At 59.1% G+C, this 24,515-nt stretch carries 24 protein-coding genes; 5 read left to right on the top strand and 19 right to left on the bottom strand.

The genetic code is table 11. From position 1 onward, the window contains the following. Positions 1-111 precede the first annotated feature (111 nt). From soil367_RS03620 to murJ, 5 genes are all read right to left on the bottom strand, one after another. Entirely contained in the window at positions 112-555 is a 444-nt protein-coding gene (locus soil367_RS03620; protein WP_136546997.1) for an FKBP-type peptidyl-prolyl cis-trans isomerase, read from the bottom strand. Further along, positions 552-1,061 (bottom strand): signal peptidase II, encoded by a 510-nt coding sequence (gene lspA, locus soil367_RS03615; RefSeq protein WP_246065503.1) that lies wholly within the window; start codon positions 1,059-1,061, stop codon positions 552-554. The genes soil367_RS03620 and lspA overlap by 4 nt, the downstream gene beginning before the upstream one ends. A gap of 8 nt (positions 1,062-1,069) precedes the next feature. Further along, the gene (gene ileS, locus soil367_RS03610; protein ID WP_136546993.1) at positions 1,070-3,895 is read right to left on the bottom strand and encodes an isoleucine--tRNA ligase; all 2,826 of its coding nucleotides are present in this window, start codon (positions 3,893-3,895) and stop codon (positions 1,070-1,072) included. A gap of 23 nt (positions 3,896-3,918) precedes the next feature. Further along, positions 3,919-4,917, bottom strand: coding sequence for a bifunctional riboflavin kinase/FAD synthetase (gene ribF / locus soil367_RS03605; protein ID WP_136546991.1), 999 nt, complete (start codon positions 4,915-4,917; stop codon positions 3,919-3,921). A 147-nt stretch (positions 4,918-5,064) separates the two neighbouring features. Next, a complete protein-coding gene (murJ, locus tag soil367_RS03600; RefSeq protein ID WP_136546989.1) occupies positions 5,065-6,639 on the bottom strand; it encodes a murein biosynthesis integral membrane protein MurJ in 1,575 nt (524 codons plus the stop codon). Positions 6,640-6,849: 210 nt separating this feature from the next. On the opposite strand from murJ, the gene rpsT reads away from it, so the two are divergent. Beyond that, entirely contained in the window at positions 6,850-7,122 is a 273-nt protein-coding gene (rpsT, locus tag soil367_RS03595; protein ID WP_136546987.1) for a 30S ribosomal protein S20, read from the top strand. Positions 7,123-7,193: 71 nt separating this feature from the next. On the opposite strand, the gene proB is transcribed toward rpsT, so the two are convergent. From proB to rplU, 4 genes are all read right to left on the bottom strand, one after another. Then, positions 7,194-8,360: a glutamate 5-kinase gene (gene proB, locus soil367_RS03590; RefSeq protein ID WP_246065501.1), complete on the bottom strand. Its 1,167-nt coding sequence runs from the start codon at positions 8,358-8,360 to the stop codon at positions 7,194-7,196. An 81-nt stretch (positions 8,361-8,441) separates the two neighbouring features. Beyond that, positions 8,442-9,641 carry an Obg family GTPase CgtA gene (cgtA, locus tag soil367_RS03585; protein ID WP_136546985.1) on the bottom strand — a complete coding sequence of 400 codons (1,200 nt, stop codon included), beginning with the start codon at positions 9,639-9,641 and terminating at the stop codon, positions 8,442-8,444. Between the two features lie 244 nt (positions 9,642-9,885). Then, positions 9,886-10,146, bottom strand: a complete 261-nt coding sequence (gene rpmA / locus soil367_RS03580; protein WP_136546983.1) for a 50S ribosomal protein L27 — start codon at positions 10,144-10,146, stop codon at positions 9,886-9,888. A 63-nt stretch (positions 10,147-10,209) separates the two neighbouring features. Further along, positions 10,210-10,521, bottom strand: a complete 312-nt coding sequence (gene rplU, locus soil367_RS03575) for a 50S ribosomal protein L21 (RefSeq protein ID WP_136546981.1) — start codon at positions 10,519-10,521, stop codon at positions 10,210-10,212. A gap of 318 nt (positions 10,522-10,839) precedes the next feature. On the opposite strand from rplU, the gene soil367_RS03570 reads away from it, so the two are divergent. Continuing rightward, entirely contained in the window at positions 10,840-11,808 is a 969-nt protein-coding gene (locus soil367_RS03570) for a polyprenyl synthetase family protein (protein ID WP_136546978.1), read from the top strand. Positions 11,809-11,882: 74 nt separating this feature from the next. Here the strand turns inward: soil367_RS03570 and soil367_RS03565 are convergent, their stop codons facing one another. Next, complete coding sequence (locus soil367_RS03565; RefSeq protein WP_136546976.1) at positions 11,883-12,884, bottom strand: glutathione S-transferase family protein; 1,002 nt, start codon at positions 12,882-12,884, stop codon at positions 11,883-11,885. A 92-nt stretch (positions 12,885-12,976) separates the two neighbouring features. After that, the gene (locus soil367_RS03560; RefSeq protein WP_172962253.1) at positions 12,977-13,606 is read right to left on the bottom strand and encodes a DUF2057 family protein; all 630 of its coding nucleotides are present in this window, start codon (positions 13,604-13,606) and stop codon (positions 12,977-12,979) included. A 323-nt stretch (positions 13,607-13,929) separates the two neighbouring features. Here soil367_RS03560 and soil367_RS03555 point away from each other — a divergent pair, with 323 nt between their 5' ends. After that, a complete protein-coding gene (locus soil367_RS03555) occupies positions 13,930-14,196 on the top strand; it encodes a DUF6316 family protein (protein ID WP_246065499.1) in 267 nt (88 codons plus the stop codon). A gap of 40 nt (positions 14,197-14,236) precedes the next feature. On the opposite strand, the gene thiL is transcribed toward soil367_RS03555, so the two are convergent. The 7 genes from thiL to glyA form a co-directional block, all read right to left on the bottom strand. Continuing rightward, on the bottom strand, positions 14,237-15,193 hold the full coding sequence (thiL, locus tag soil367_RS03550; RefSeq protein WP_136546972.1) for a thiamine-phosphate kinase: 957 nt from the start codon (positions 15,191-15,193) through the stop codon (positions 14,237-14,239). Positions 15,194-15,219: 26 nt separating this feature from the next. Then, the gene (nusB, locus tag soil367_RS03545) at positions 15,220-15,693 is read right to left on the bottom strand and encodes a transcription antitermination factor NusB (protein ID WP_136546969.1); all 474 of its coding nucleotides are present in this window, start codon (positions 15,691-15,693) and stop codon (positions 15,220-15,222) included. After that, positions 15,693-16,160 carry a 6,7-dimethyl-8-ribityllumazine synthase gene (gene ribH / locus soil367_RS03540; protein ID WP_246065597.1) on the bottom strand — a complete coding sequence of 156 codons (468 nt, stop codon included), beginning with the start codon at positions 16,158-16,160 and terminating at the stop codon, positions 15,693-15,695. The genes nusB and ribH overlap by 1 nt, the downstream gene beginning before the upstream one ends. Positions 16,161-16,250: 90 nt before the next feature. Continuing rightward, positions 16,251-17,366 carry a bifunctional 3,4-dihydroxy-2-butanone-4-phosphate synthase/GTP cyclohydrolase II gene (gene ribBA, locus soil367_RS03535; protein ID WP_136546963.1) on the bottom strand — a complete coding sequence of 372 codons (1,116 nt, stop codon included), beginning with the start codon at positions 17,364-17,366 and terminating at the stop codon, positions 16,251-16,253. 107 nt (positions 17,367-17,473) lie between these two features. Further along, the gene (gene ribD / locus soil367_RS03530) at positions 17,474-18,649 is read right to left on the bottom strand and encodes a bifunctional diaminohydroxyphosphoribosylaminopyrimidine deaminase/5-amino-6-(5-phosphoribosylamino)uracil reductase RibD (protein WP_136546960.1); all 1,176 of its coding nucleotides are present in this window, start codon (positions 18,647-18,649) and stop codon (positions 17,474-17,476) included. Beyond that, on the bottom strand, positions 18,639-19,154 hold the full coding sequence (nrdR, locus tag soil367_RS03525) for a transcriptional regulator NrdR (RefSeq protein ID WP_136546958.1): 516 nt from the start codon (positions 19,152-19,154) through the stop codon (positions 18,639-18,641). The genes ribD and nrdR overlap by 11 nt, the downstream gene beginning before the upstream one ends. A gap of 90 nt (positions 19,155-19,244) precedes the next feature. Further along, complete coding sequence (gene glyA / locus soil367_RS03520) at positions 19,245-20,501, bottom strand: serine hydroxymethyltransferase (RefSeq protein ID WP_136546956.1); 1,257 nt, start codon at positions 20,499-20,501, stop codon at positions 19,245-19,247. 384 nt (positions 20,502-20,885) lie between these two features. Here glyA and ettA point away from each other — a divergent pair, with 384 nt between their 5' ends. Together ettA and soil367_RS03510 are read left to right on the top strand one after the other, a co-directional pair. Continuing rightward, positions 20,886-22,547 (top strand): energy-dependent translational throttle protein EttA, encoded by a 1,662-nt coding sequence (ettA, locus tag soil367_RS03515; protein WP_136546954.1) that lies wholly within the window; start codon positions 20,886-20,888, stop codon positions 22,545-22,547. Positions 22,548-22,644: 97 nt separating this feature from the next. Next, positions 22,645-23,028 carry a PilZ domain-containing protein gene (locus soil367_RS03510; protein ID WP_136546951.1) on the top strand — a complete coding sequence of 128 codons (384 nt, stop codon included), beginning with the start codon at positions 22,645-22,647 and terminating at the stop codon, positions 23,026-23,028. 51 nt (positions 23,029-23,079) lie between these two features. Here soil367_RS03510 and radA read toward each other — a convergent pair whose 3' ends face one another. Continuing rightward, on the bottom strand, positions 23,080-24,456 hold the full coding sequence (gene radA / locus soil367_RS03505; protein ID WP_136546949.1) for a DNA repair protein RadA: 1,377 nt from the start codon (positions 24,454-24,456) through the stop codon (positions 23,080-23,082). Positions 24,457-24,515 lie beyond the last annotated feature (59 nt).

Here is a 24,515-nt window from a genome sequence, read left to right as displayed (position 1 = left end):
GGGTCGGGTAGACTGGGATTGTAGCAAAGAGCCGGATGTTGGCGGTCAACCGGCTAAGTCCTTGGCGGTCAACCGACGAAAGCCGACTCTGCCGGACTCCATGAGCAACGGTCACTGCACCGGCTGCACGTCGATAACCTCCACTTCAAAAACGAGGTCGCGACCCGCTAGCGGATGGTTGAAGTCCACCACAACTTCTTCGTCATCGATTGAGTGGACGACGCCGGGTAACTCCGATTTGCGTGCGTCAGCGAATGAGACCATCAGGCCAGGTTCCAGTTCCATTTCGTTACTGAACTCGGACCGCTTGAAGGTCTGCATGTTATTGGAATTTACCTGGCCAAAACCCTGCTCAGGCGGCACCTCGTAACGCTCATGCGCGCCCGGTTCAAGTCCGAGCAGGTAGGACTCGAACCCCTCGGGCAGGTTACCGTCGCCAATCTCCAGTGTGGCGGGCGCCTTGGCGAAGGTGGAGTCGATGGTCTGGCCATCTTTGAGGCTGAGGGAGAAATTCAGCGTCACCCGCATGCCCTTGCCAATCTTGTGCGTACTCATGCTTTTTTTTCTCCCGTGTCACCCTGGGGACGTCGAAAGATATCGATCGCCATCATGACCGCGCCAATGCTGATGGCGGTATCGGCGATGTTGAACGCCGGAAAATGATAGCTACCCCAGTAGAGATGCAGAAAATCGACCACATAACCGTGGACGATGCGATCGTAGACGTTGCCCAACGCGCCACCCAGAACCAGGGCCAGCGATACCGGTAACCAACGTTCAGACCGGGGTATGCGCGCGAGCCAAACCACCAGCACCGTGCTTACCACAACCGCAAGCATAATGAAGAACCAGCGCTGCCAGCCCCCGCTACCGGCAAGGAAAGAGAACGCTGCGCCGGTGTTGTGCAATAGTGTCAGGTTGAAGAACGGCAACACAGGCTGGGATTCTGCGTATTGCAGCGTCGCCGTCATGTACGCTTTGGAACCCAGATCAAGCAGAACCACCACGGCACTCAGCCAGAGCCATCGCAGCGAGGTCCCGGCGGGGTTAGCGCTGCTCATGACCGCGCTCATGCGAAGCGACGCTGTTCACCGGCGCCTTCCAGGTTATCGATGCAACGGTCGCAAAGATCGGGGTGCGCTTCGCGCGAACCCACCTCGGGCCTATGGTGCCAGCAGCGATCGCATTTGTGATAGGCCGTCGGCGCCACAGATACCTTGAGCCCGGGCACCTCTGTTGCCACCGCCTGATCGTTTCCTGCATCGCTTGAACTGAACACATGCGCTTCGGACGTAATCAGAACAAAGCGCAGTTCTTCGCCCAGTAGATTGAGCTTGTCCGCGATTTCGGGCTCACAGTACAGGTTAACCTCGGCGCTTAGCGATCCCTTGATATTGCCGGCTTTGCGGGTCTCCTCCAGGGCTTTGTTGACCGCTTCTTTTACCGCCAGGATTTGCGCCCAGTACTCGCGTCCCAATGCCTCGTCGCCTTTCAGGGCAAACAGACCGTCGTACCAGGTTTCCAGAAAAACGCTGGCCGAACGGTCGCCGGGCAGGTACTCCCAGATTTCGTCCGCCGTAAAGCTGAGAATCGGCGCGATCCAGCGGCTAAGGGCCTCCGCCACATGGAACATGGCCGTCTGGCAGGAGCGGCGCGCCTGGCTGTCTGCCGGCGTGGTGTACTGGCGATCCTTGATGATATCCAGGTAGAAACTGCCCAGATCGATGGAGCAGAAGCCGTGAATCTTCTGGTACACCTGCAAAAAGCTGTACTGCCGGTACGCTTTGTCGATTTCTTCCTGCAACTGCCCGGCCCGGTCCACAATCCAGCGGTCCAGTGCGAGCATATCTTCAGGTGGCAGGGCGTCCCGCTCGGGATCAAAGCCGGTCATGTTGGCGAGCAGGAACCGGGCGGTATTGCGAATGCGACGGTAAGCGTCCGCGGTTCGCTTGAGGATGTCCTTGGACACCGTCATCTCCCCGCTGTAATCCGTCGCCGCGACCCAGAGCCGGAGGATATCGGCGCCCAGGTCGTTCATGACTGATTGCGGCGCGATCACGTTGCCCAGGGACTTGGACATCTTGTGCCCCTTGGCATCAACGGTAAAGCCGTGGGTCAGCACTTCCCGGTACGGTGCCTGCCCGCGGATCGCAACGGCCGTCTTCAGGGAAGACTGGAACCAGCCCCGGTGTTGATCAGAGCCCTCCAGGTAGAGGTCCGCAGGAAACTGGCCAAGCTCCGGGCGTTTGGTCAGCACCGACGCATGAGTCACGCCCGAGTCGAACCAGACATCCAGGGTATCGGTCACCTTGTCGTACTGATCTGCGTCATCGCCCAGCAGCTCGCGCTTATCCACGGTGTACCAGGCGTCGATACCGTCTACCTCGATGCGCTCAGCCACCGCCTCAATCAGCGCCTGGGTGCGGGGGTGCAGTTCTTGCGTTTCTTTATGAATAAACAGGGTGATCGGGACGCCCCAGGTCCGCTGGCGGGAAATGCACCAGTCCGGGGACTGTTCGACCATGGCCCGGATGCGGTTTTCACCCCAGCCCGGAATCCAGCGGACGCCTTTGATCGCTTCCAGCGCGGCCGCCTTGAGCCCTTTCTGATCCATGCTGATGAACCACTGAGGCGTGGCGCGGTAGACCAATGGCGTTTTAGTCCGCCAGCAGTGAGGATAACTGTGCTGGAACTTCTCGCTCCGCACCAGCGCCCCCTCCCGGCTCAGGGCCGAACACACAGGTTCGTCAGCTTTGTAGATATGAATACCCGCAAATTCCCCCGCGGCGGAGGTATAGGTACCATCCGCCTGCACCAGGTTGAGAGTGCCAATGCCATACGCCTTGCCGACCACAAAATCTTCTACCCCATGGTCTGGCGCGGTGTGAACGGCGCCGGTACCGGCATCCGTGGAGACGTGGTCGCCCAGTACCACCGGTACTTCCTTGTCAAACAGCGGGTGCTTGAGCGCCAGCCCTTCAAGCGCGGAACCGGAACAACGCCCGAGTACTTCGAAATCTTCAACGCCCCAGCGCGCGGTGACGGTCTCGACCATTTCAGCGGCCAGCACCACCCGCTCCTGACCTGCGCCCACATCCAGCTGCACCAGGGCATACTCCAGATCGGCATTGAGCGCGACCGCCTGGTTGGCCGGAATGGTCCAGGGTGTGGTGGTCCAGATCACGATAGCGACGGGCACGCTCTCAGGCGTTACGCCGAAAATTTTCAGCATTGCCTCGGCATCGACGGGCCTGAACCTTACGTCGATCTGGGTGGAGGTCTTGTCCTGGTATTCAACCTCCGCCTCGGCCAGAGCGGACTGGCCCACCACGCTCCAGTAGACAGGCTTGTAGCCACGCATCAGATGACCACTGGCAACGATTTCACCCAAGGCCCGGACGATATCGGCCTCAACCTTGGGGTCCATGGTCAGGTAGGGCTTCTCCCAGTCACCGAAGACACCCAATCGAATGAAATCTTCTGTCTGCCCCGCTACCTGCTTGGCCGCATAGTCACGACAGGCCTGGCGAAACGCTGCATACTCGACTTTGACCCCGGCTTTGCCGATTTCCTGCTCGACCTTGTGCTCGATGGGCAGCCCATGGCAATCCCAGCCCGGCACGTAGGGCGCGTCGTAGCCCATGATATTGCGGGACTTGACGATGAAATCCTTGAGGATCTTATTGACCGCGTGGCCGATATGAATGCTGCCATTGGCGTAGGGGGGGCCATCATGGAGGATGAATTTCTCAGCACCGGCCCGGGCTTTGCGCTGGGCATTGTATAGATCGAGCGCCTGCCATTGTTGTAGACGTTCGGGTTCGCGCTGGGCTAGATTTCCACGCATGGGAAAGCCGGTATCGGGCAGGTTCAGCGTATGCTTGTAATCACTCATAACGTCTTCGGATTCCCAGTGGATCAGCGGTCACGATTAGTCGGTCGAGGCGGATGCGAGGCCAGCCAGGCCCGGGCATCGGCAAAGTCCTGATGGATCTGCTTTTTCAGGGCCTCTACCCCATCAAAGCGGACCTCGTCCCTCAATTGATGCAGAAAAGTCGCCCTGAGGCGTTCACCGTAGAGCTCAGCCTCGAAGTCAAGAAGGTGCACTTCAAGCAACGGGTCCACGCCGTCAACGGTCGGCCGGTAGCCAATATTGGCGGCACCGAACGAACAGGACTCGCCGCCCCCCTCACCATCGCCGGCCCGGCCCACCTGAACCACATAAACGCCGCGCAAAGCCGGGTTTTTGTGGCCAAGGCCAATATTTGCAGTACGCGCGTCGAGCTTGCGCCCCAGTTCCCGGCCATGCAGCACACGGCCTTCTATGGCATAAGGGCGGCCGAGCAACTCTTCGGCATCAGCCAGCCGATTCTCCGCCAGAGCCTTGCGCACCCGGGTCGAGCTGATGCGTTCGCCCGCTATTAGCACGGTTTCGGTATTCTCAACCGAGAAGCCTGCTGCAGCCCCTTGTTGCTGCAGCAGCAGAAAGTCACCGCCGCGGTCGCAGCCGAAACGGAAGTCGTCACCTACCACCAGATGCCGAACCTGGAGCCCGTCAATCAGGACCCGCTCGACAAATTCTTTGGCCGAGAGCTTCCTTAGCCGCGGTGTAAACTGCAGGCATACCACGGTGTCGATGCCATATTGCCAGAGCGCAGTCAGCTTTTCGCGAAACCTCATCAGCCGTGGAGGCGCATCAGCGCCTGCAAAAAACTCCTGCGGCTGCGGCTCGAATACCATGGCTACTGAGGGCACGCCCAAGGCAAGCGCCTTCTGCCGGACCTGTTCGATGATTGCCTGGTGGCCCCGATGCACGCCATCAAAGTTACCAATGGTGGCTACGCAGCCTTGCGGGAAAGGGTGGCCCTCTGCCTGAGTACAACTCTGCAGGTTATGCAGCCCCCGGATCAGTCGCATGCGGTTTGGCTCTCTCCGTTCCCGGTCAAATGGGCCGGGATTATATCCTATCCGTGGGTCGTCTGTGTAACGCCAGCGAAGGCTGCAGCTACTGAGTACTACTGTCCCGATCAGTGAATAGCCGAGTCGATGTCAGTGGCCACGAAGTCAATGGCCGCGAAAGTGTCTCAGCCTGACGCCGCCGACCCCTAGTGTTGTCCCATATACCAGGACACCGCCAACGACCAGGATCGCCATATCCTGTATCCGCTCGGTTGCCATTGCATCGAGCCAGTTGGCACCCGCGTTGTACCACAGAATAAAACCCGCCATCAGTATGTTGGCTGCGCAGAGCTGCAGAAGAAACCGGCCCCACCCCGGCGTGAACTGGTAGGCGCCATCCTTTCTCAAGCCGCGCCATAAAAGAAAAGCGTTCAGCCATGCCGACAATGCCGTCGCCAGTGCCAGCCCGGCGTGGGCCAACGGCAGAATCAGGGCAAGATTCATGACCATGTTCGCGACCATGGCGATAATGCCTATTTTCACCGGCGTCCGCGTGTCCTGGCGAGCAAAGAATCCCGGCGCCAACACCTTGATCAACATGAACGCGACAAGGCCGATCGAATAGGCTCGCAAACTCTGGGCCGACATGCCGATATCCCGTGCGGTCACTTCGCCATAATGAAAAAGCGTAGCCAGCAGAGGCTCTGCCAACAGCACCAGCGCAACGCCAGCCGGCACCGCGACGAGCAACACCATGCGCACCGCCCAGTCCAGTGTGCGCGCGAAATGCTCGGGCGACCGGGAAGCATGGGACCGCGAAAGATTTGGCAGAATGACAGTTGCGATCGCCACGCCGAACACGCCCAGCGGTAATTCCGCCAGACGGTCGGAGTAATAGAGCCAGGAGACACTGCCGGTGGGCAGGAAAGACGCCAGAACAGTATCGAGAAGAAGATTGATCTGGCTGACCGACACACCAAACAACGCCGGTGCCATCAATTTCAGAATACGACTGACGCCTTCGTGGCGGTAGTCCACTCGCGGCCGGGGTAGCAGGCCCAACTTCATCAGGAACGGAAGCTGAAAAAAAAGCTGCAGCAAGCCCGCGAGGAGGACGCCCCAGGCCAGCGCCATGATGGGCTGCGACATCAGGGGCGTCAGAAAAAGCGCCGCCGCGATCAGACTCAAGTTCAACAGAACGGGGGTAAAGGCGGGTATGGCAAACCGATCATAGCTATTGAGAATCGAGCCGGCGAATGCCGTAAGCGAGATCAACAGCAGGTAGGGGAACGTCAGACGCAGCATATCACTGGCGAGGCCAAACCTGATGGGATCGTCAATAAACCCCGGCGCAAACACGGCTGTGATCAGCGGCGAACCCATCACCGCCAGAACGGTAATAAGGAGCAGGACGAAGCCAAGCGACCCGGCAACGGCGTTGACCAGGCCTCGTACGGCGTCGTGCCCGTGCTTGTGCCGGTACTCAGAAAGAACCGGCACGAACGCCTGGTTGAACGCACCCTCGGCGAACAACCGGCGGAGAAAATTAGGGATTTTGAACGCAACGAAGAATGCATCGGCGCCAGCGCCAGCACCAAAATAACGGGCGATCACCATGTCCCGCACCAGCCCCAGCACACGCGAGAACAGGGTCATCATACCTACCAGGGATGACGAGCGCAGGAGTCCGGGCCTGGGTGCCGCCGGCTGTTCCGGTCTCGAGCTGTCGGATTGCGCCATGGTTTACCTGATCGGTTGTAGAGAGGGCTGCTGACTAACGGCCTGTCCGGCGCGAAATACTAGCATTACCTCAACGGAACGCCTACCGCACGTGATGCTACTTTTATTGACATTGAGAAGGTGAATCGGCATTATTGCGCGTCATTTCTCCGGAGACTCCCCCTGTGAGTCTCGCTGGATACGCGAACCGAAATCTCGAGGAGTCAAACGGTGGCTAACACTCCGCAAGCGAAGAAGCGCGCTCGCCAAAATGAGCAGAATCGCAAGCACAACGCGAGCCTGCGCTCTATGGCACGCACCTATATCAAAAAAGTGAAAAGCCAGATCGCCGCGGGCAATGCCGACGGCGCTCAGGAAGCTTTCACCAAGGCTCAACCGATTATTGACAGCATGGTTAACAAAGGCATATTTGCCAAGAACCAGGCTGCCCGTACGAAGAGCCGTCTGAACAGCAAGATCAAAGGCCTGCGTCAGGCTTCCTGATCCAGTCCTGATCAAAAAGCCCGCGACCGAGAGGTCTGCGGGCTTTTTTATGCTGAAAAAAGCTATTCTGGTTACGTCAGCACGAGGTTATCCCGGTGGATTAACTCCTCCTCTGCAAGATAACCCAGCAGACCGGCAATCTCAGCACTTGGCCGACCCAGGATTCTACGCGCCTCACCCGCGTCGTAGTTGGCCAAGCCCCGGGCGACTTCCGCGCCCTGCTCATCGACGCACGAAACCATCTCGCCCCGGCGAAAATCCCCTGTCACAGACCGGACGCCCACCGGCAATAAGCTCTTGCCCCGGACCGTGACGCCGAGCACCGCGCCTGCGTCCAACACCAGTGTGCCCCGTGTATTAAGGTGACCGGCTATCCACTGTTTACGCGCCGCCTGACGTCCTTGCTCGGGCACCAGCAGGGTCCCGAGCGCTTCGCCCTGCCTCAGTCTTGGCAGAACATTATCAATGCGTCCGCCGACAATGACCGTGAACGCGCCAGACCGCTCGGCGAACCTTGCGGCACGGATCTTGGTGGACATCCCGCCCCGACCCAGCGCGCCCGATCCGCCGGCGGCCATCGCGTCCAGGGCAGCGTCAGAGGCAAACCGTTCGCTGACCAATTGGGCATCAGCATGCTGGCGAGGGTCGCGATCGAAAAGACCAAGCTGGTCGGTGAGAATCACCAGACCGTCGGCCTCAACAAGATTGGCGACCAGAGCGCCAAGCGTATCGTTATCGCCAAACCGGATCTCATCGGTGACCACCGTGTCGTTTTCATTGACGATGGGCACGACATTAAGGTCAAGCAGCGTTCTGAGGGTGCTGCGGGCGTTCAGATAGCGCTTGCGGTCGGACAGGTCGTCGTGGGTAAGCAGAATTTGCGCTGTATGAACGCCGTGGCGCTGAAATTGCCACTCCCACGCCTGAACCAGCCCCATCTGACCCACGGCAGCGGCAGCCTGAAGCTCGTGCAGATGGGCAGGGCGACGACTCCAACCGAGTCTCTTCATGCCTTCAGCGACAGAGCCTGAAGATACGAGCACGATCTCAGCACCGGCGGAGCGAAGCGCGACCAGCTGGTCGACCCAGCCCCCCATGGCGCCAAGATCCAGTCCCCGACCGTCGTTTGTGAGCAAGGCGCTGCCAATTTTGACGATCAAGCGGCGTGCGCCCACCAGCCTTTTACGCTGCTCGCTCAGCTCACCAATGCCCACGCCTTCGCCTTTCAAGCTCTCCAAGTGCCAGCTCCTTTATGGACAATGCAACCGAGGGGCAACAGGACTCGCTGCCTCGACGCCGCTTTCCCGCGGGTGTAGACGTTACTCGCGAGTGTAGACAACCTCGACATCGTAATCGTCGTCGTCAAAGTCATCGTCGTCTTCGTCTTCGTCTTCACCTGTCGCGTTCAATGAGCGGCGGAGTGACTGGATACGGGCGCGAGCCTCGGCATCCATCCTTTCGCGGCGGGCCTGCTCTGCTGCTGCCGCTGCAGGATCCTCCGACTCGACTTCAACCTGATCCTCGATCCACCGCATGATCGACTGCATCAGCGGCTTGGTACCCTCGCCACTCAACGCGGAGATGCGGAACACCGGGCCACTCCACTCCAGCGCCTGCGTAAGCTCTGTACAGACACGCTCCCGGTCTTCCTCGGGTACGAGGTCGAGTTTATTCAGCACCAACCAACGCTCCCGCTCAGCCAACGTAGGACTGAACTTCTCCAATTCCCGGGCGATAGCCTTCACGTTTTCGGCGGGTGTCGTCTCATCCCAAGGCATCATGTCGACCACGTGCAGCAGCAACCGTGTCCGCACCAGGTGGCGCAGAAAACGCACCCCCAGCCCTGCACCTTCGGCCGCGCCTTCGATCAGCCCGGGAATATCCGCAATCACGAAGCTCTGGTGGGGCTGCACACTGACCACCCCCAGGTTCGGCACCAGCGTCGTAAACGGATAGTTGGCGACTTTCGGCTTGGCCGCAGAGACCGCACGAATCAGCGTCGACTTGCCCGCGTTAGGCATGCCCAGAAGCCCGACATCTGCCAGAACCTTCAGCTCCAACCGCAACTCCCGCGCTTCCCCGGCACTACCCGGTGAGGTCTGCCGGGGCGCCCTGTTTATACTGGACTTGTACCGGGTATTCCCCAAGCCGTGGAAGCCGCCCTGGGCGACCACAAGCCGGTCTCCCGGCGCAACCAGGTCGCCGAGAACCTCTTCAGTTCCAGTATCCAGTACCGTCGTTCCCACTGGGACAGGCAACTCAAGGTCCTCCGCCTTACGGCCAGCGCAGTTCCGGCCACTGCCATCTTCGCCGTTGTCAGCCTTGAACCTGCGATTGTAACGGAAGTCCACCAGCGTATTGAGCGCCTCGTCAGCAACGAGTATGACTGAGCCGCCGTCACCGCCGTCGCCGCCGTCCGGTCCGCCGCGGGGGATGTATTTCTCGCGACGGAAGCTCAGGCAGCCGTTTCCACCTTTACCAGCCTGCACGTTGATTGTGGCTTCATCGACAAATTTCATGCCACCAACTCCTGCTCAGACCCGCCCGGGCGTGAGGCACTGAATAAGTTAAACGCAAAAACCCCGCCACAGCAGGTATCCGATAACTGGGCAAGAAGAGCCGGAGTGCCACTACGGGCTCCTCGGAACTCCCCTCACTACCAGAAAAGAATACCGCCTGCTCAGCGGGGTTTGCGACTACTGCCTTTTAGGGCTGCAGTACCCGGACCAGAAGGTCCATTGTGTACCGCACGGACACTTGTACTTAGTGAACCGCTTCTACCGTCACGAACTTGCGGTTTTCCTTACCCTGCACCGAGAACTTGACGACGCCGTCAGCTTTCGCAAACAGGGTATGGTCACGGCCCAGGCCTACGTTCTCGCCAGCATGAAAACGGGTACCGCGCTGGCGAACAAGGATATTGCCTGCACGAACAACCTGGCCGCCGTACATTTTTACACCAAGACGTTTCGACTCGGAATCGCGACCGTTACGGGTACTACCTGCTGCTTTTTTATGAGCCATTTTCTTACTCCTGACAAAGGATCTCTCGGGGTGCCCTCTTCAGGCACGGTCAAAGGCTGAGATTCAGCTTTCGATCCCGGTAATCTTGACTTCAGTGTACCACTGGCGGTGCCCCATACGCTTCATATGATGCTTCCGACGACGGAACTTGATAATACGGATCTTATCGTGACGGCCATGGCTTACAACTTCCGCCGTGACTTTGGCGCCGTCAACCACCGGTGCGCCAACCTTGACGTTTTCGCCATCGATAACCATCAGCACCCGGTCAAACACGATAGCACCGCCGGTTTCTGTTTCAATCTTTTCCAGCTTGAGGGTCTCACCCTCGCGAACGCGATGCTGCTTTCCACCGCTGACAATCACTGCGTACATGCAATTACTCCGCTAGGTTATCACCCGTCCCTGCTCTTCAGGAGGACCGCCTTCAGGCCGTCACCTTCAACCTGTTGCTATGGGAAGCGCTCTGGCAACCCTATGGCAGGGAGCTCAGGTCGGGACAAGGTGTAAGGGCGCGAGATTATATGAAAACTTCCGCCACTGTGCAACTTGTTTGGCCGTATCAGCCACAGACAGAGGGGGAGACTGCCAGCTTTCCCGCGTTGCAGGTACTGAGCCGGGCACCAGCCTGGTTGACACCCCCGCAGCCAGTCCATAGCATTGCCGCGACCTGAGTATTTTGGGAACAGACGAATGAACTCCAACGACATCCATGGGCCCGTGAGCGATGATTTCGCTCGCGTCAATGACCTCATTTTTGCCCAGCTGAGTTCCCGTGTTCCCCTGGTCGAGAAGATCGGCCATTACATCGTTTCCAGCGGTGGCAAACGACTTCGCCCCCTGCTGGTCCTCCTGACCAGCCGGGCTCTGGGCTACCCCGGTCAGGGGCACCTCAAGCTCGCTGCTGTTATTGAGTTCCTGCATACCGCCACCCTGCTCCACGACGATGTAGTCGACACGTCTGACCTTCGCCGCGGGAAACCAACGGCGAACGCAAACTGGGGCAATGCATCCAGCATTCTCGTGGGCGACTATCTCTACGCGCGCGCATTTCAGGTCATGGTGTCGCTGGATAATATGCCAGTTATGGATGTGCTCTCAGCGGCTACGGCAGAGATTGCCGAAGGCGAGGTCATGCAGCTCACCAATGCTCGCAATCCCGATCTCAACGAAGACCAGTACATGGCGGTTATTCGCAGCAAGACGGCCATGTTATTTCAGGCGGCCACGCACGCGGCGGCACTCCTTGGTTCTGCAAGCGTCAGGGACAAGGAGGCCATGCGCGATTACGGGCTTCATCTGGGGCTGGCGTTCCAACTGGTAGACGACGTGCTGGATTACAGCGGTGATGTTGCAGAAATGGGCAAGAACGTCGGCGATGATCTGGCCGAGGGAAAATGCACCCTGCCGCTGATTCAGGCAATGAAGGTCTGTAGCGAAGCTGACCGGCAACTGATCCGGCAAACGATACGCAAAGGTGGCCTGGAAAATCTTGAGCGCATCTGCCAGATCGTCAAGGATAGCGGTGCAATCAATTATACGCTCAACAAGGCGCGGGAGCAGGCAGAGTTGGCGACCCGCTGCACTGACGTGCTGGCGCCATCCCCCAGCAAAAACTCGCTGCTCGCGCTGACCGAACTGGCTGTGTCCCGCTCGGTTTGAGCCCAGCTCAGCACCTTGTAGCCGTACTTCGACATCATCTGGGGCTACTCAACTTCAAACCGAACCTGTGCAGGTCAACCTAACCCCGGCGGCGCCTCACCCAATTTGGCGCGCCACTCTCCCCCGGAAAGATCCAACGCAGGTCCCACCGGCACAATGCCACTCGGGTTAATGGTTCGCTGGGAGTGGTAATAATGGCGCTTTATCTGGGCGAAATCGACGGTACCGGCCACGCCAGGCACGTTGTAGAGATCGGCCAGGTAGCCGCCAAGGGCCGGAAAATCAGCAATTCGATCGCGATTGCACTTGAAGTGGCTGAAATATACAGCGTCGAATCGGGCAAGGGTTGTAAAAAGGCGCCAGTCTGCCTCGGTCATTCGGTTGCCCACCAGGTAACGTTGCTTTTGCAGACGCTCCTCCAGCCAATCCAGGCTATCGAACAGCGCGCTGTACGCCTCCTCGTACGCCTCCTGGCTCGTCGCGAACCCTGCACGATATACCCCGTTATTGACGGTCTCGTAGACCCGCTTATTAACCGACTCAATCTCGTCCCGCAATTCATCCGGGTATAAATCAAGGTCGCGGGCGCCGAGCGAATCAAACGCCCCATTGAACATACGGATGATATCCGCCGATTCGTTGCTGACGATGCAGCCCTGCTGCTTGTCCCACAGGACTGGCACCGTAACGCGCCCCGTATAGTCGGGGGTGTCACGAGTATAGATCTGGTGAAGATACGACGAGTCAAAAAGCTCATCACGGTGCTGAGGGCTGCCGGGACGAAATTCCCAGCCGTTCTCCAGCATATCCGGATGCACGACCGAGACTGGAACCAGTCCATCCAGTCCCTTCAACGCACGAAAGATGAGGGTGCGATGAGCCCAGGGGCAAGCCCTGGATACATAAAGATGGTAGCGGTCAGCTGCCGCCTTGAACCCGGCAGTGCCGGAAGGACCGCGAGTGCCGTCTGCAGTTACCCAGTTTCGGAATTTGGCACTTTCGCGGACGAACTTTCCACCATGCTTACTGGTGTCGTACCACTGATCGTGCCATTTGCCATCCACTAATAAACCCATCAGCGCTCCTCCCTGAGATAGTTTTGAGCCGGGATTCTACCCTACCAGATACGCCCAGCTCTGCCTTCATGGACAGCATCTGCGCAGAGCGCCTAGTCAAAAGCCTGCTGGAGAAATGCTTCTTTTTCTTCACGGCTGGCCCGCTTCCAGAGCAGGTTTAATGCTTCGAGCGTTGACAGGCCGTCTGGCACCGACGCCGCTGCGTCACCCGTGTCCATCGCCCCGGGCGACTGCCCGGAAATGGCTGACTGAGAATCAGCCGTCGCGGCAGGCGTGTCGGCGGAAGTTGCAATCGCCACTGTTCGCGCCCCGTTCACGATCTCGGCAGAAAACGCTTCAGCAATCTGCTGGGCTTCCCTGACATCTCCGGCCTGCTCAAACTCAAACGTGTAGGTCTCGCCGGCCTTCGCGTCGAAACTTGCAATCATGGGCTTCGACTCCACAACATTCACTGCCGAATCCCCATCGCGGCGGACATCGTTTTTGGCCCAGATAGTGCGATACTGGAAAACCACATCATTGGCACCCGGCTTCAGGCTGAACTGCAACGCCATGTCTTTAAGCAGAAAAGCAGACATTTTCTCGTCATTTACACGAATCACTTTGATAGCCGCTGGCGCCTTGAGCGTGGCCGTTTCCGCATCAGGCAGCGCAGCGCCTTCGTATGCCTTTAGCCGCGCCCCTGTGGACGAACAGCCTACGACCAGAGCCAATGCCGACACTAACAAACACCACCTGAAATCGCTGAATAGTCCTTTTTGCATTACCTTTCGCCCCCAAGCCCAGACTCGTTAATAAACCGTAACCGCCGCAAACTGCTCTGTAGTCTGCCTTGGTCGCGCTCATTCTGACCAGCAGTCACTTCTTGCGCAACTCACTGGGCGACCAGCGGATTCTCATGCCTTTCCAGAAAGAAACACAGAGCTGAACAAAAAATAATCGGTGAGCCCTATTACCCGACATAAAAGCACGTTAAATTATGCAAATTGTCGAAGCACAATCGTGCATTCCTGCTAGCCCACTGTGAGAACGCAAGAGACAGCCCATGACAAGCCATCAAGGAAAAACGGCTCAGGACTCCAGCCTCGGTTTCAGTGAGACCGCACCCATGGAGCAGTACAAACGTATGGGCGAAGATGGGTCCGTCCCCTTTCGGAGCAGCCGGTTCTTCTGTGTAGGCAATCGCTGGTATTTCACGACCCGCGAAGGGTTCGACAGCGGTCCCTATGCAACTCGTGATCGCGCCCATATTGGCCTGAAACGCTTCCTGCACGTGGTCAAACTTCTACCTGACGAAGAAGCCTTGCACTGATCGCCACCGCGGGCCGAGTGCAAGCAGGAGCTCAGGAGCTTTAGGCCGTGAAGTGCTGATAGCCCAGATTTTTCGGGGCTTCCCAGCCGTCCGGCGGATTGCTGAAGCGAACGCCCGGCTGCGACTCTATAACACCGATTACACTGATCGGGATGCCATCGCGGCATAGCTGATCAGGATTTCCCGCCCGCTCAGGCCAGGTAAAACAAAGTTCGTAATCATCCCCGGCAGTAAGACCGAGCTCCAGAGCCCGCGTGCCCGCCAGTGTTTTCAATGGCTGCGAAAGGGGTAAAGCTGCAAGGTCGAGATTGGCGCCTACCTGTGAGGCAGCAAGAATATGGCCGAGATCGGCCAGCAATCCGTCCGAGACATCGATACAGGCAGTAGCTTTCTGGCGTAGCGCCATACCCAGCGACAGGCGGGGCGTCGGCCGCAGGAAGCGCTGGCATACGGCACTGACTGCTGCTGCGGATGAACCAGGGCTTCCGAGCCAGCGCAGGGCTTCCCCCGCATCACCCAGCGTACCGCTGACACAGATCAGGTCCCCCGGCCGGGCGCCGCTCCGCGTCAAAGACTGCCCGGGCGGGCACAGGCCCTGTACTTGCAGGGTGATCGTTAACGGACCACGGGTGGTATCTCCGCCGACTACTGGCAGCCCGTAAAGCCGACTGCTCTCGCCCAGCCCTCTGGCGAAGCCAGCCAACCAACTCTGGTCGGGCGTGGGCAGGGTCAGCGCCAGCAAAACATTCCACGGTTTTGCCCCGCACGCCGCGAGATCGCTGGCGCTAACCGCCATGGCGCGCCAGCCCAGATCGACGGGATGGATATCAGCAGGGAAGTGAGTGCCGCTGACCAGCGTATCGATGGACTGCAGCAGATTCTGGCCTGGCGGAATGGAGAGCTCCGAACAATCGTCGCCAATACCCCGGACGAGCCCGTCACAGGGCGGCTCTCCAAGGGGCAGCCAGTAGCGCCGGATACTCTCGAACTCATCCACCGGCCGGACTCCGGGCACCGGAGCGGCTATTGGCGATGGCTGACTTCTGCACTACGCAGCCTGCGCGCCAGCTTGTCGACCACACTATTCACGTACTTGTGGCCTTCAGTACCGCCAAAGCGTTTGGCCAGTTCGATCGACTCATTAATGACTACGCGATAGGGCACATCGATCCGATGAGCCAGCTCATAAGTACTTAAACGCAGAATACAGCGTTCGATAGGGTCCACTTCGACCAGCGGACGGTCGAGGAAAGGCTCAAAATTACGGTCCAGCGCTTGCTGATGCCTGTCGACACCACGCAGCAGGTCGCGAAAATAGAGGGAGTCGACCTTGCTCATGTCGTTGTCGACGATGAACTCAGCTTCTATATCCGTCACTGAACTCCGGGACAGCTCACGCTGGTACAGAGCCTGCAACGCCAGCACACGAGCACGACGTCGCTCCCCGGGCTTCGGGGCCGCCGGCTGGGGATCAGGTCGGGTATCAACTGGTTCCATTACGCCTCCATCCGACGGAAAAGACTGACCATTTCCATCGCGCTCAGCGCCGCATCGGCTCCTTTATTGCCCGCCTTCGTGCCCGAACGCTCAATCGCCTGCTCTATCGAATCAACGGTCAGAACGCCGAAGATCACCGGAAGGTCGGCTTCCATCATCACCCGACTCAGACCGCTGGCACATTCGCCCGCCACGAAGTCAAAGTGAGGGGTGCCGCCACGAATAACCGCACCCAGGCCAATGATGGCGTCGCAGTCACCTTTGGCGGCGATGCGCTTGGCCGCAAGGGGCATCTCGTAGGCGCCGGGAACGCGATAGATGCTGATATTGCCTCGATCAACCCCGTGACGAACCAAGGCATCGACTGCGCCTTCTACCAGGCTTTCAACGACAAAGCCGTTGAAGCGGCCGACAACCAGGGCATATTTACCATTGACCTGGGTGAAGTCGCCTTCGAGGCTTTTGATCTCAGACATGTATAACTCCTGCAACAGGACGTGACCCTACGGTCCGTCAGAATTTTATAAAAGAAACGCCCGGCTGGCGCTGCTGAAAATTTACTCGTCCGCGTATGGCAGATATTCGACGACCTCCAGGTCGAAACCGGAGATGGCCGTGTATTTGATCGGCGCACTGAGCAGGCGCATTTTACCCACGCCGAGGTCTCGAAGGATTTGCGAACCCGTACCGACAGTCATGAAGACACCGGACACTCCGGCGCCCTGTGATTTGGGCCGATCGTTGAAAAAGCTGCGGATGCGCTCCTCAAGCCCATAGACATCGGCGCCGTTGTTCAGCAGGACGATTACACCACAGCCTTCCTGCGCCACGCGCTGCATGGCCCGTTGCAGCGACCAGCTCTGGGAGTCCGGCTTCGAGGCACCGAGAAGATCGCGCAAAGTATCCGTGATATGTACCCGCACCAGTACCGGATCATCGGCAGTAAATTCGCCCATCGTCAATGCGAGATGGGTCCCGCCCTGGATGGTGTCCTGGTACGTGCGCAGGCAGAAAACGCCATGCTCGGTCTCGAGGTCATACTTGTCCACACAGGTAACGGTACGCTCGTTAATATTACGATAGTGGATCAGGTCGGCGATGGTGCCGATCTTCAGCCCGTGGGTCTGCGCGAACGTCTCGAGATCGGGGCGGCGGGCCATGGTCCCGTCGTCGTTCATGACCTCCACGATAACCGCTGCGGGCTCGAAGCCGGCAAGCCGGGCAAGATCACAGCCGGCTTCGGTATGACCTGCGCGGGAAAGCACGCCACCGGGTTGAGCCATCAATGGAAAGATATGCCCGGGCGTGACAATGTCGTCGGGACCGCTGTCCCTGGCGACTGCGGCACGGACCGTGCGGGCTCTGTCAGCGGCCGAGATCCCGGTGGTAACGCCGGTAGCCGCTTCAATTGAGACGGTAAAGTTGGTCGCGAACTGAGCACCGTTGCTCTCGACCATCGGCCTCAGTCCGAGGTGTTCGCAGCGCTCTCTGCTGAGCGTCAGACAGATCAGGCCACGGGCGCGACTCGCCATAAAGTTGATATCTTCAGGCCGGACCATCTCGGCAGCCATGATAACGTCGCCTTCGTTCTCACGGTCTTCGTCATCCATAAGGACCACCATCTTGCCTTGGCGGATGTCCTCGATGATCTCTTCGATGCTATTCAATGCCATGTATCGACCTGTATCTCAGAAAGTATCGTGGAAAGGGCGCAGCTCGGCACCCGTTTCCCTGTCCAGTCGCGCGCGGAGTCGACCCGCCGCATTACTGCCTTGATCATTCAAGCCGACGCCCTCAGGCTGAAAATTGTGCGGGTATCCGCACCAAGCTGACGGCGATCCAGGACGGTAAGTCGCTGTTGCTGGGCCATATGATCAAATGGCAGCTCAGCCAAGGGCCTGCCTCTGCTGCCTAGCAACGTGGGCGCCTGGTACAACCACAACTCGTCAACAATACCCGCGGTAATGGCTGATCCGGCAACGGTCGCGCCCGCTTCAATAAGGACCTCGTTGAACGGCTGTGCCTGCAGCCACTCAACAATGGCAGGCCAGGTCAAACCAGACTCGCCTGCCCGTCCTGGCAGCTCTGTGACTTCGGCGCCGGCGGCTTCCAGCATCGTGCGGCGCTCGCTCTTCCCGGCATCTTCGCTCGCCGACGGATTCGACTGCCGGCAGAGGATGACCGTGCGGCCCTCAGCCTGCAGCATTTTCGCGACCGGGGGTGTTCGCAACCCGGAGTCCAGCACGATTCTGCAAGGCTGGGTTCTGGGCGAAGCGTTCTCATCCAGATCGCCCATTTCACTGGGCCTGACCGTCAGAGACGGATTATCTTCAAGCAAAGTGCCAATGCCGGTGATGATGGCGGAACTGCGAGCGCGCAAGCGTTGCACATCAGCCCGTGCCGGGCCCGCGGTGATCCACTGGCTCTCGCCCGATTGCATGGCGGTACGCCCGTCGACGCTGGCGGCGATTTTCACCCGTACAAAGGGCCGGTCGCCACGCATTCGCCGGAGGAACCCTGCATTGAGGGCGGCTGCCTCCGCCTCAAGCAGGCCCAAAGAGGTCTCGATACCAGCTGCCTGGAGCTGAGCTATACCCTGGCCCGCAACCTGAGGGTTGGCGTCCGCCGTCGCGATCACCACCCGGGCAATTCCGGCTTCGATCAGAGCGCGGCTACAAGGCGGTGTTCGCCCGTAATGACAGCAGGGCTCAAGCGTGACGTACGCTGTCGCGTCGCGGGCCGCACTTCCGGCCTGGGCGAGCGCATCGACCTCTGCGTGGGCCTCGCCCGCGTAGCGATGCCAGCCTCTGCCGACGATCCGGTCGTCCTTGACCAGCAGACAGCCGACCCGGGGGTTGGGATCTGTAGAATAGAGGCCCCGGCGGGCCAACTGGATGGCCTCGGCCATGAAACCTCTGTCGCGAACCCGATCGTTATCTGCCCGACTACTGATCATTGGACTGGCTCAGCGCCTTGGCGGCGACAGAGGCAACTTCTCCGTTGGATTCACCGCTTCGGGACAGACGTTCAATCTCCTCCCGGAACTCATTGAGGTCCTGAAAGCTGCGGTAGACGGACGCAAAGCGAACGTACGCCACCTTGTCGAGCTGGCGCAGTTCGGTCATGACTTCTTCGCCTATCAGCATCGACTTCACTTCGCGCTCGCCAACGGCCCGTAACCGGAATTTGATGCGATTTACGGCAGCCTCGATCTCTTCAATGCTTACCGGGCGCTTTTCCAGGGCTTTCATCATGCCTGCCCGCAGTTTGTCTTCGTCGAATGGTATGCGGGTGCCGTCCTGCTTGACCACGCGGGGCATTACCAACTCAGCCGTCTCAAATGTCGTGAACCGTTCCTTGCATGACAGGCACTCACGCCGCCGGCGCACCTGATCGCCCTCAGCGACCAGGCGGGAATCGATCACTTTTGTTTCCGCTTCACCGCAAAAAGGACAGTGCATCGGGCAGATTCCTCATGGACGTTGCCGTCAGGCTGGCACGCTCATCGCAATGGCATGCTAATCGTGCAAAAAGCGACGAAGGCGCGAGACTCAGTTCGCGTAGACCGGCAGACGCCTGCAGACTTCGCTGACTTGCTGGCGAACCCGATCGATAGTGCCTTCGTCATTGATATTGTCGAGGATATCACACATCCAGCCGGCCAAATCGCGGCACTCCTGCTCACCAAAGCCACGCGTGGTAACGGCCGGCGTGCCAATACGCAGACCCGACGTAACGAAGGGAGACCGCGGGTCGTTAGGCACGGCGTTCTTGTTGACGGTAATATGCGCCCGGCCCAACGCGGCGTCAGCGTCTTTGCCGGTGATGTCCTGCTTGATCAGGCTCAGCAGGAACAAATGATTCTCGGTCCCACCGGAGATCACGTCAAAGCCGCGACTGACGAAGATTTCAGCCATCGCCTTCGCGTTGACGGCCACCTGCTTCTGGTATGACTTGAACTCATCGGTCATGGCCTCTTTAAAACAAATGGCCTTCGCCGCGATGACATGCATCAGGGGGCCACCCTGCCCGCCGGGGAAAACAGCTGAATTGAGCTTCTTCTCCAGGTCCGGGTTGGCTTTGGCCAGGATGAGGCCGCCCCGGGGTCCACGCAGCGTCTTATGCGTCGTGGTGGTAACGACATCGGCAAATGGCACCGGGTTGGGATAGATCCCAGCGGCGACCAGCCCAGCCACGTGGGCCATGTCGACAAACAGGTATGCACCGACTTTGTCCGCTATCTCGCGGAAACGGGCAAAATCGAGCTTCTGGGAGTAGGCCGAGAATCCCGCCAGAATCATTTTAGGCTTGTGCTCTTCAGCCAGACGCTCGATCTCATCGTAATTGAGCAGCCCGGTCTCGGCATCGAGACCGTACTGAATCGCGTCGTACAGCTTGCCGGAGAAGTTGACCTTGGCGCCGTGCGTCAGATGCCCGCCATCGGCCAGGCTCATCCCCAGCACTTTATCGCCCGGGTTCAGCAGCGCCATATAGACCGCCGCGTTTGCCTGGGAGCCGGAGTGAGGCTGGACATTGGCGTAGTCAGCACCAAACAGTTGCTTGGCGCGCTCGATAGCGAGGTCCTCGACCACGTCAACATGTTCGCAACCGCCGTAATAGCGCTTGTGCGGATAACCTTCGGCGTATTTGTTGGTCAGGGCCGAGCCTTGGGCCAGCATGACCCTGGGGCTGGTGTAGTTTTCTGAGGCAATCAGCTCAATGTGATCTTCCTGGCGCTGAATCTCAGCTTCCATGGCATTCCAGACGTCGTCGTCGTAGCCTGCAATTTTCATGTCGCGCGTAAACATTGGCTGCCCCTGTGATGAGAGATGCTGCGGTGCGGCGCCGGCATAACCTGACACCAGCTCCGGCGGAGAAAAGTGGACCGGTATTTTAGCCTAAGCGGACGTTAATAAACATCCTGAACCCGTGCGCTTCACTCCCAACCCCTAAACCTCCCGGCGGCTTATCCGATTTACTCGCCCGGCGGATGTCAGCCAGCGCAAATTGCGCCTTCCGGCCAGATTGGTTATCGTGGCGAACACTCTTTTAGCGCCGTCTCAGCACCCGATTCACTACTCTTCCGGTGCCGTCCGGCACGCCAGCTGGCAGACGCCGACTTGGTGCATGAACTGGCAAGCTCAGCTTCGCATACCGTTTTCACCGAACTCAGAACAGGACAGCAACGCACTATGGCTCAGTACGTATTCAGCATGAATAGAGTGGGCAAGGTCGTGCCCCCGAAACGGGAAATTCTCAAGGATATCTCCCTCAGTTTCTTTCCGGGGGCCAAAATCGGGGTGCTTGGTCTTAACGGGTCGGGCAAGTCCACACTGTTGAGGATCATGGCAGGGGTGGATAACGATTACATCGGTGAGGCCCGCCCGCAACCCGGGATCAAGATCGGCTATCTGCCGCAAGAGCCGGAACTGGATCCGAGCAAGACCGTCAAGGAAACAGTCGACGAAGCGGTAGCGGCCGTGCACGACGCACTGAAACGCCTCGATGAGGTCTACACAGCCTATGCTGAGCCCGACGCCGACTTCGACGCGCTAGCCAAAGAACAGGGCGAACTAGAAAGCTATATTCAGGCCGTTGACGGTCATGACATCGAGCGAAAGCTGAATGTTGCTGCCGACGCCTTGCGACTACCGCCCTGGGACGCCAATGTGGAGCACCTCTCCGGAGGTGAGCGCCGCCGGGTCGCCCTTTGTCGCTTGCTGCTGTCAGGCCCGGACATGCTGTTGCTGGACGAGCCGACCAACCACCTGGATGCCGAGAGCGTCGCCTGGCTTGAACGCTTTCTCCACGACTACTCGGGCACGGTTGTCGCCATAACCCACGATCGCTACTTCCTGGATAACGTTGCCGGCTGGATACTGGAACTGGACCGCGGTCACGGTATTCCCTTCGAAGGCAACTACAGCCAATGGCTGGAGAACAAGGAAAAGCGGCTGGAGATCGAGTCCAAGCAGGAGGACTCACGCCAGCGTGCGATCAAACACGAGCTGGAGTGGGTGCGTTCCAACCCGAAAGGCCGCCAGGCCAAGAGCAAAGCCCGCCTCAACCGCTTCGAGGAGCTCAACTCCCAGGACTTCCAGAAGCGCAACGAGACCAATGAGCTTTACATACCCCCGGGCCCTCGCCTGGGCGACAAGGTTATTGAGGTTCACCACGTCGGCAAGCAGTACGATAACAAACTTCTCTACGACGACATGGACTTCACTATCCCGCCCGGCAGCCTGGTAGGCGTTATTGGCGGCAACGGCGCCGGTAAATCCACCCTGTTCCGGATGATCGTCGGCGAAGAGAAGCCGGACAAAGGTGAAATCGTCATTGGCGAGACGGTAGAACTGGCGTACGTGGACCAGAGCCGGGACCTCGATGGCGACAAAACAGTCTGGGAGGAGCTCAGCGACGGCCAGGACATTATTCAGGTGGGCAACTACCAGACCCAGTCCAGGGCCTACGTGAGTCGCTTCAATTTCAGGGGCAGTGATCAGCAGAAGCAGGTCAAGGACCTCTCTGGCGGCGAACGCAACCGCCTGCATCTGGCCAAAGTGCTGAAGACCGGCGGCAATGTACTGTTACTGGATGAACCGACCAACGACCTGGACGTGGAAACCCTGCGCGCACTGGAAGACGCCCTGCTCAACTTCCCCGGCTGCGCCATCGTCATTTCGCACGACCGCTGGTTCCTTGACCGTATAGCGACACACATACTCGCTTTCGAAGGCGACAGCGAAGTAGTCTGGTTTGCTGGCAACTTCAGCGAGTACGATGCCGACTACCGTCGCCGTAAAGGTGATTCGGCCGCCCAACCGGAGCGCATGAAGTACCGCAAACTGGCCTGACCTGTCCGGCTTCCCCTAAGCCCGCACCCGGCAGCAGACGCCTGGCGCGGGTTTCAGCTATGCTGAGAGGCCGCCCGGGCTAAAAACAGGATCCAATATGACAAACCAGGAACGCCGCCGCTTTCATCGAGTCCTCTTCGATGCGCCATGCGAAATACACCAGTCAGAGAACGTCTGGGATTCTCAGGTGCTGGACATTTCATTAAAAGGCGTTCTGGTGCGCCGACCTGATCACTGGGACGGCGACGTAGAGGCGCCCCTTGAAGTAGTCATCAACCTGGAAAACGGCGCTGCGATCGTGATGGCGGTTCTGCTCAAACATGTGGAACGGGTCCAGCTAGGGTTTCAGTGCCAGTACATCGACCTGGAAAGCGCTTCACACCTGAGACGCTTGGTCGAGCTTAACATTGGCAACGATGAGCTGTTACAACGCGACCTGGCTGAATTAGGGGCTAAATCAGGCTCTGAACCGGAAGATTGAGCCCAGCAAAAGAACTGCGAGGCAGCAAAGACACTGCGCTGCGGGAGACGTTTAATCTGACAGATCAGCCAGTGCGTCCAAAGCTTCGCTCAAGCGACTCACCGGGATCACCTGCATACCCTCAACAGCTTTCTTCGGCGCATTAGCCTTGGGTACGAGTGCCCGACGGAAGCCATGCTTGGCGGCTTCCTGGATGCGCTCCAGCCCATTGGGCACTGGCCGAATTTCACCACTGAGGCCCACCTCGCCCAATATGATCAGGTCCTGGGGCAATGCCCGGTCCCGGAACGAGGAGACCACGGCCGAGAGCAAAGCCAGGTCTGCACTGGTCTCGGCTACTTTGACCCCGCCGACAACGTTGACGAACACATCCTGATCACTGCAGTGCAGGCCGCCGTGCCGGTGCAGTACCGCCAGCAGCATGGCCAACCGATTCTGGTCCATTCCAACAGCAACCCGCCTGGGATAACCGCCCTGGGTGGCGTCCACCAGAGCCTGCACCTCGACCAACAGGGGGCGAGTGCCCTCCCATACGACCATCACAACGCTGCCCGGCGCCGCTTCGCTGGCCCGGTTCAGGAATATGGCGCTGGGGTTCTTGACCTCTTTCAGACCCTGCTCGAGCATTGCGAAAACACCAAGCTCATTGACTGCGCCAAAACGGTTCTTTATACCTCGCAGCGTACGAAAACGGCTATCGCTGGTGCCTTCCAACAGCACGGAACAATCGATCATGTGTTCAAGCACTTTGGGGCCGGCCAGAGACCCATCTTTGGTCACATGTCCAACCAGAAACAGGACGGTTTGGGTCTGCTTCGCATAACGGGTGAGGAACGCGGCGCTTTCCCGCACCTGGGAAACGCTTCCGGGGGCCGACTCCACATCGGCAATGTGCATCACCTGGATACTGTCCACCACCAGCACGCCGGGTTTTTCGCGTTCCGCAATCTGGACGATCCGCTCGACATTGGTTTCCGAGAGCATGCGAACGCCAGCGGTCGGCAGGCCCAGGCGACGAGCCCGCAAAGCCACCTGTTGCAGGGACTCCTCGCCGGTCACGTAGAGAACAGATTGCCGCTCGGCCAGCAGACACAGGGCCTGCAGTAACAATGTACTTTTGCCGGCGCCCGGGTGGCCGCCGATCAAGACGGCAGACCCCGGTACGAGCCCGCCGCCGAGGACCCGGTCGAACTCGCCGATGCCCGTGCTCATTCGCGCCGAATCGGAGAGCTCAATCTCATCGAGTTGCTGCACATCGGACAGAGCGCCGGCGTAGCCTTCCCGGCGGCTGGCGCCGGCACTGCTGGCTTTGCCGACACGAAACTCGGTAATGGTATTCCAGGCCTTACAGCTCAGGCACTGCCCGGCCCATTTGGCTGATTCCGAACCACAGTCACTGCAGACATAAGCCACCTTTGATTTAGCCATGGGCGCTCCGTATCGACAGGCTCGGGGTAAAGACAGCGCGGTTGCCCGCGCCGGGATGG

Source organism: Hydrocarboniclastica marina (assembly GCF_004851605.1).
GTDB classification, from domain to species: domain Bacteria; phylum Pseudomonadota; class Gammaproteobacteria; order Pseudomonadales; family Oleiphilaceae; genus Hydrocarboniclastica; species Hydrocarboniclastica marina.
Note: the sequence above shows the minus strand (reverse complement) of the source record. Positions and strands in the feature narration are given on the sequence as shown.

What these genes read in the sequence shown, in the direction of transcription:
- lspA (WP_246065503.1), bottom strand. Translation starts at nt 1,061, where the DNA reads ATGAGCAGCGCTAACCCCGCCGGGACCTCGCTGCGATGGCTCTGGCTG.
- ileS (WP_136546993.1), bottom strand. Translation starts at nt 3,895, where the DNA reads ATGAGTGATTACAAGCATACGCTGAACCTGCCCGATACCGGCTTTCCC.
- ribF (WP_136546991.1), bottom strand. Translation starts at nt 4,917, where the DNA reads ATGCGACTGATCCGGGGGCTGCATAACCTGCAGAGTTGTACTCAGGCA.
- radA (WP_136546949.1), bottom strand. Translation starts at nt 24,456, where the DNA reads ATGGCTAAATCAAAGGTGGCTTATGTCTGCAGTGACTGTGGTTCGGAA.
- nrdR (WP_136546958.1), bottom strand. Translation starts at nt 19,154, where the DNA reads ATGCACTGTCCTTTTTGCGGTGAAGCGGAAACAAAAGTGATCGATTCC.
- soil367_RS03565 (WP_136546976.1), bottom strand. Translation starts at nt 12,884, where the DNA reads ATGGGTTTATTAGTGGATGGCAAATGGCACGATCAGTGGTACGACACC.
- ribD (WP_136546960.1), bottom strand. Translation starts at nt 18,649, where the DNA reads ATGATCAGTAGTCGGGCAGATAACGATCGGGTTCGCGACAGAGGTTTC.
- glyA (WP_136546956.1), bottom strand. Translation starts at nt 20,501, where the DNA reads ATGTTTACGCGCGACATGAAAATTGCAGGCTACGACGACGACGTCTGG.
- soil367_RS03570 (WP_136546978.1), top strand. Translation starts at nt 10,840, where the DNA reads ATGAACTCCAACGACATCCATGGGCCCGTGAGCGATGATTTCGCTCGC.
- nusB (WP_136546969.1), bottom strand. Translation starts at nt 15,693, where the DNA reads ATGGAACCAGTTGATACCCGACCTGATCCCCAGCCGGCGGCCCCGAAG.
- soil367_RS03510 (WP_136546951.1), top strand. Translation starts at nt 22,645, where the DNA reads ATGACAAACCAGGAACGCCGCCGCTTTCATCGAGTCCTCTTCGATGCG.
- rplU (WP_136546981.1), bottom strand. Translation starts at nt 10,521, where the DNA reads ATGTACGCAGTGATTGTCAGCGGTGGAAAGCAGCATCGCGTTCGCGAG.
- soil367_RS03620 (WP_136546997.1), bottom strand. Translation starts at nt 555, where the DNA reads ATGAGTACGCACAAGATTGGCAAGGGCATGCGGGTGACGCTGAATTTC.
- cgtA (WP_136546985.1), bottom strand. Translation starts at nt 9,641, where the DNA reads ATGAAATTTGTCGATGAAGCCACAATCAACGTGCAGGCTGGTAAAGGT.
- murJ (WP_136546989.1), bottom strand. Translation starts at nt 6,639, where the DNA reads ATGGCGCAATCCGACAGCTCGAGACCGGAACAGCCGGCGGCACCCAGG.
- ribBA (WP_136546963.1), bottom strand. Translation starts at nt 17,366, where the DNA reads ATGGCATTGAATAGCATCGAAGAGATCATCGAGGACATCCGCCAAGGC.
- rpmA (WP_136546983.1), bottom strand. Translation starts at nt 10,146, where the DNA reads ATGGCTCATAAAAAAGCAGCAGGTAGTACCCGTAACGGTCGCGATTCC.
- ettA (WP_136546954.1), top strand. Translation starts at nt 20,886, where the DNA reads ATGGCTCAGTACGTATTCAGCATGAATAGAGTGGGCAAGGTCGTGCCC.
- soil367_RS03555 (WP_246065499.1), top strand. Translation starts at nt 13,930, where the DNA reads ATGACAAGCCATCAAGGAAAAACGGCTCAGGACTCCAGCCTCGGTTTC.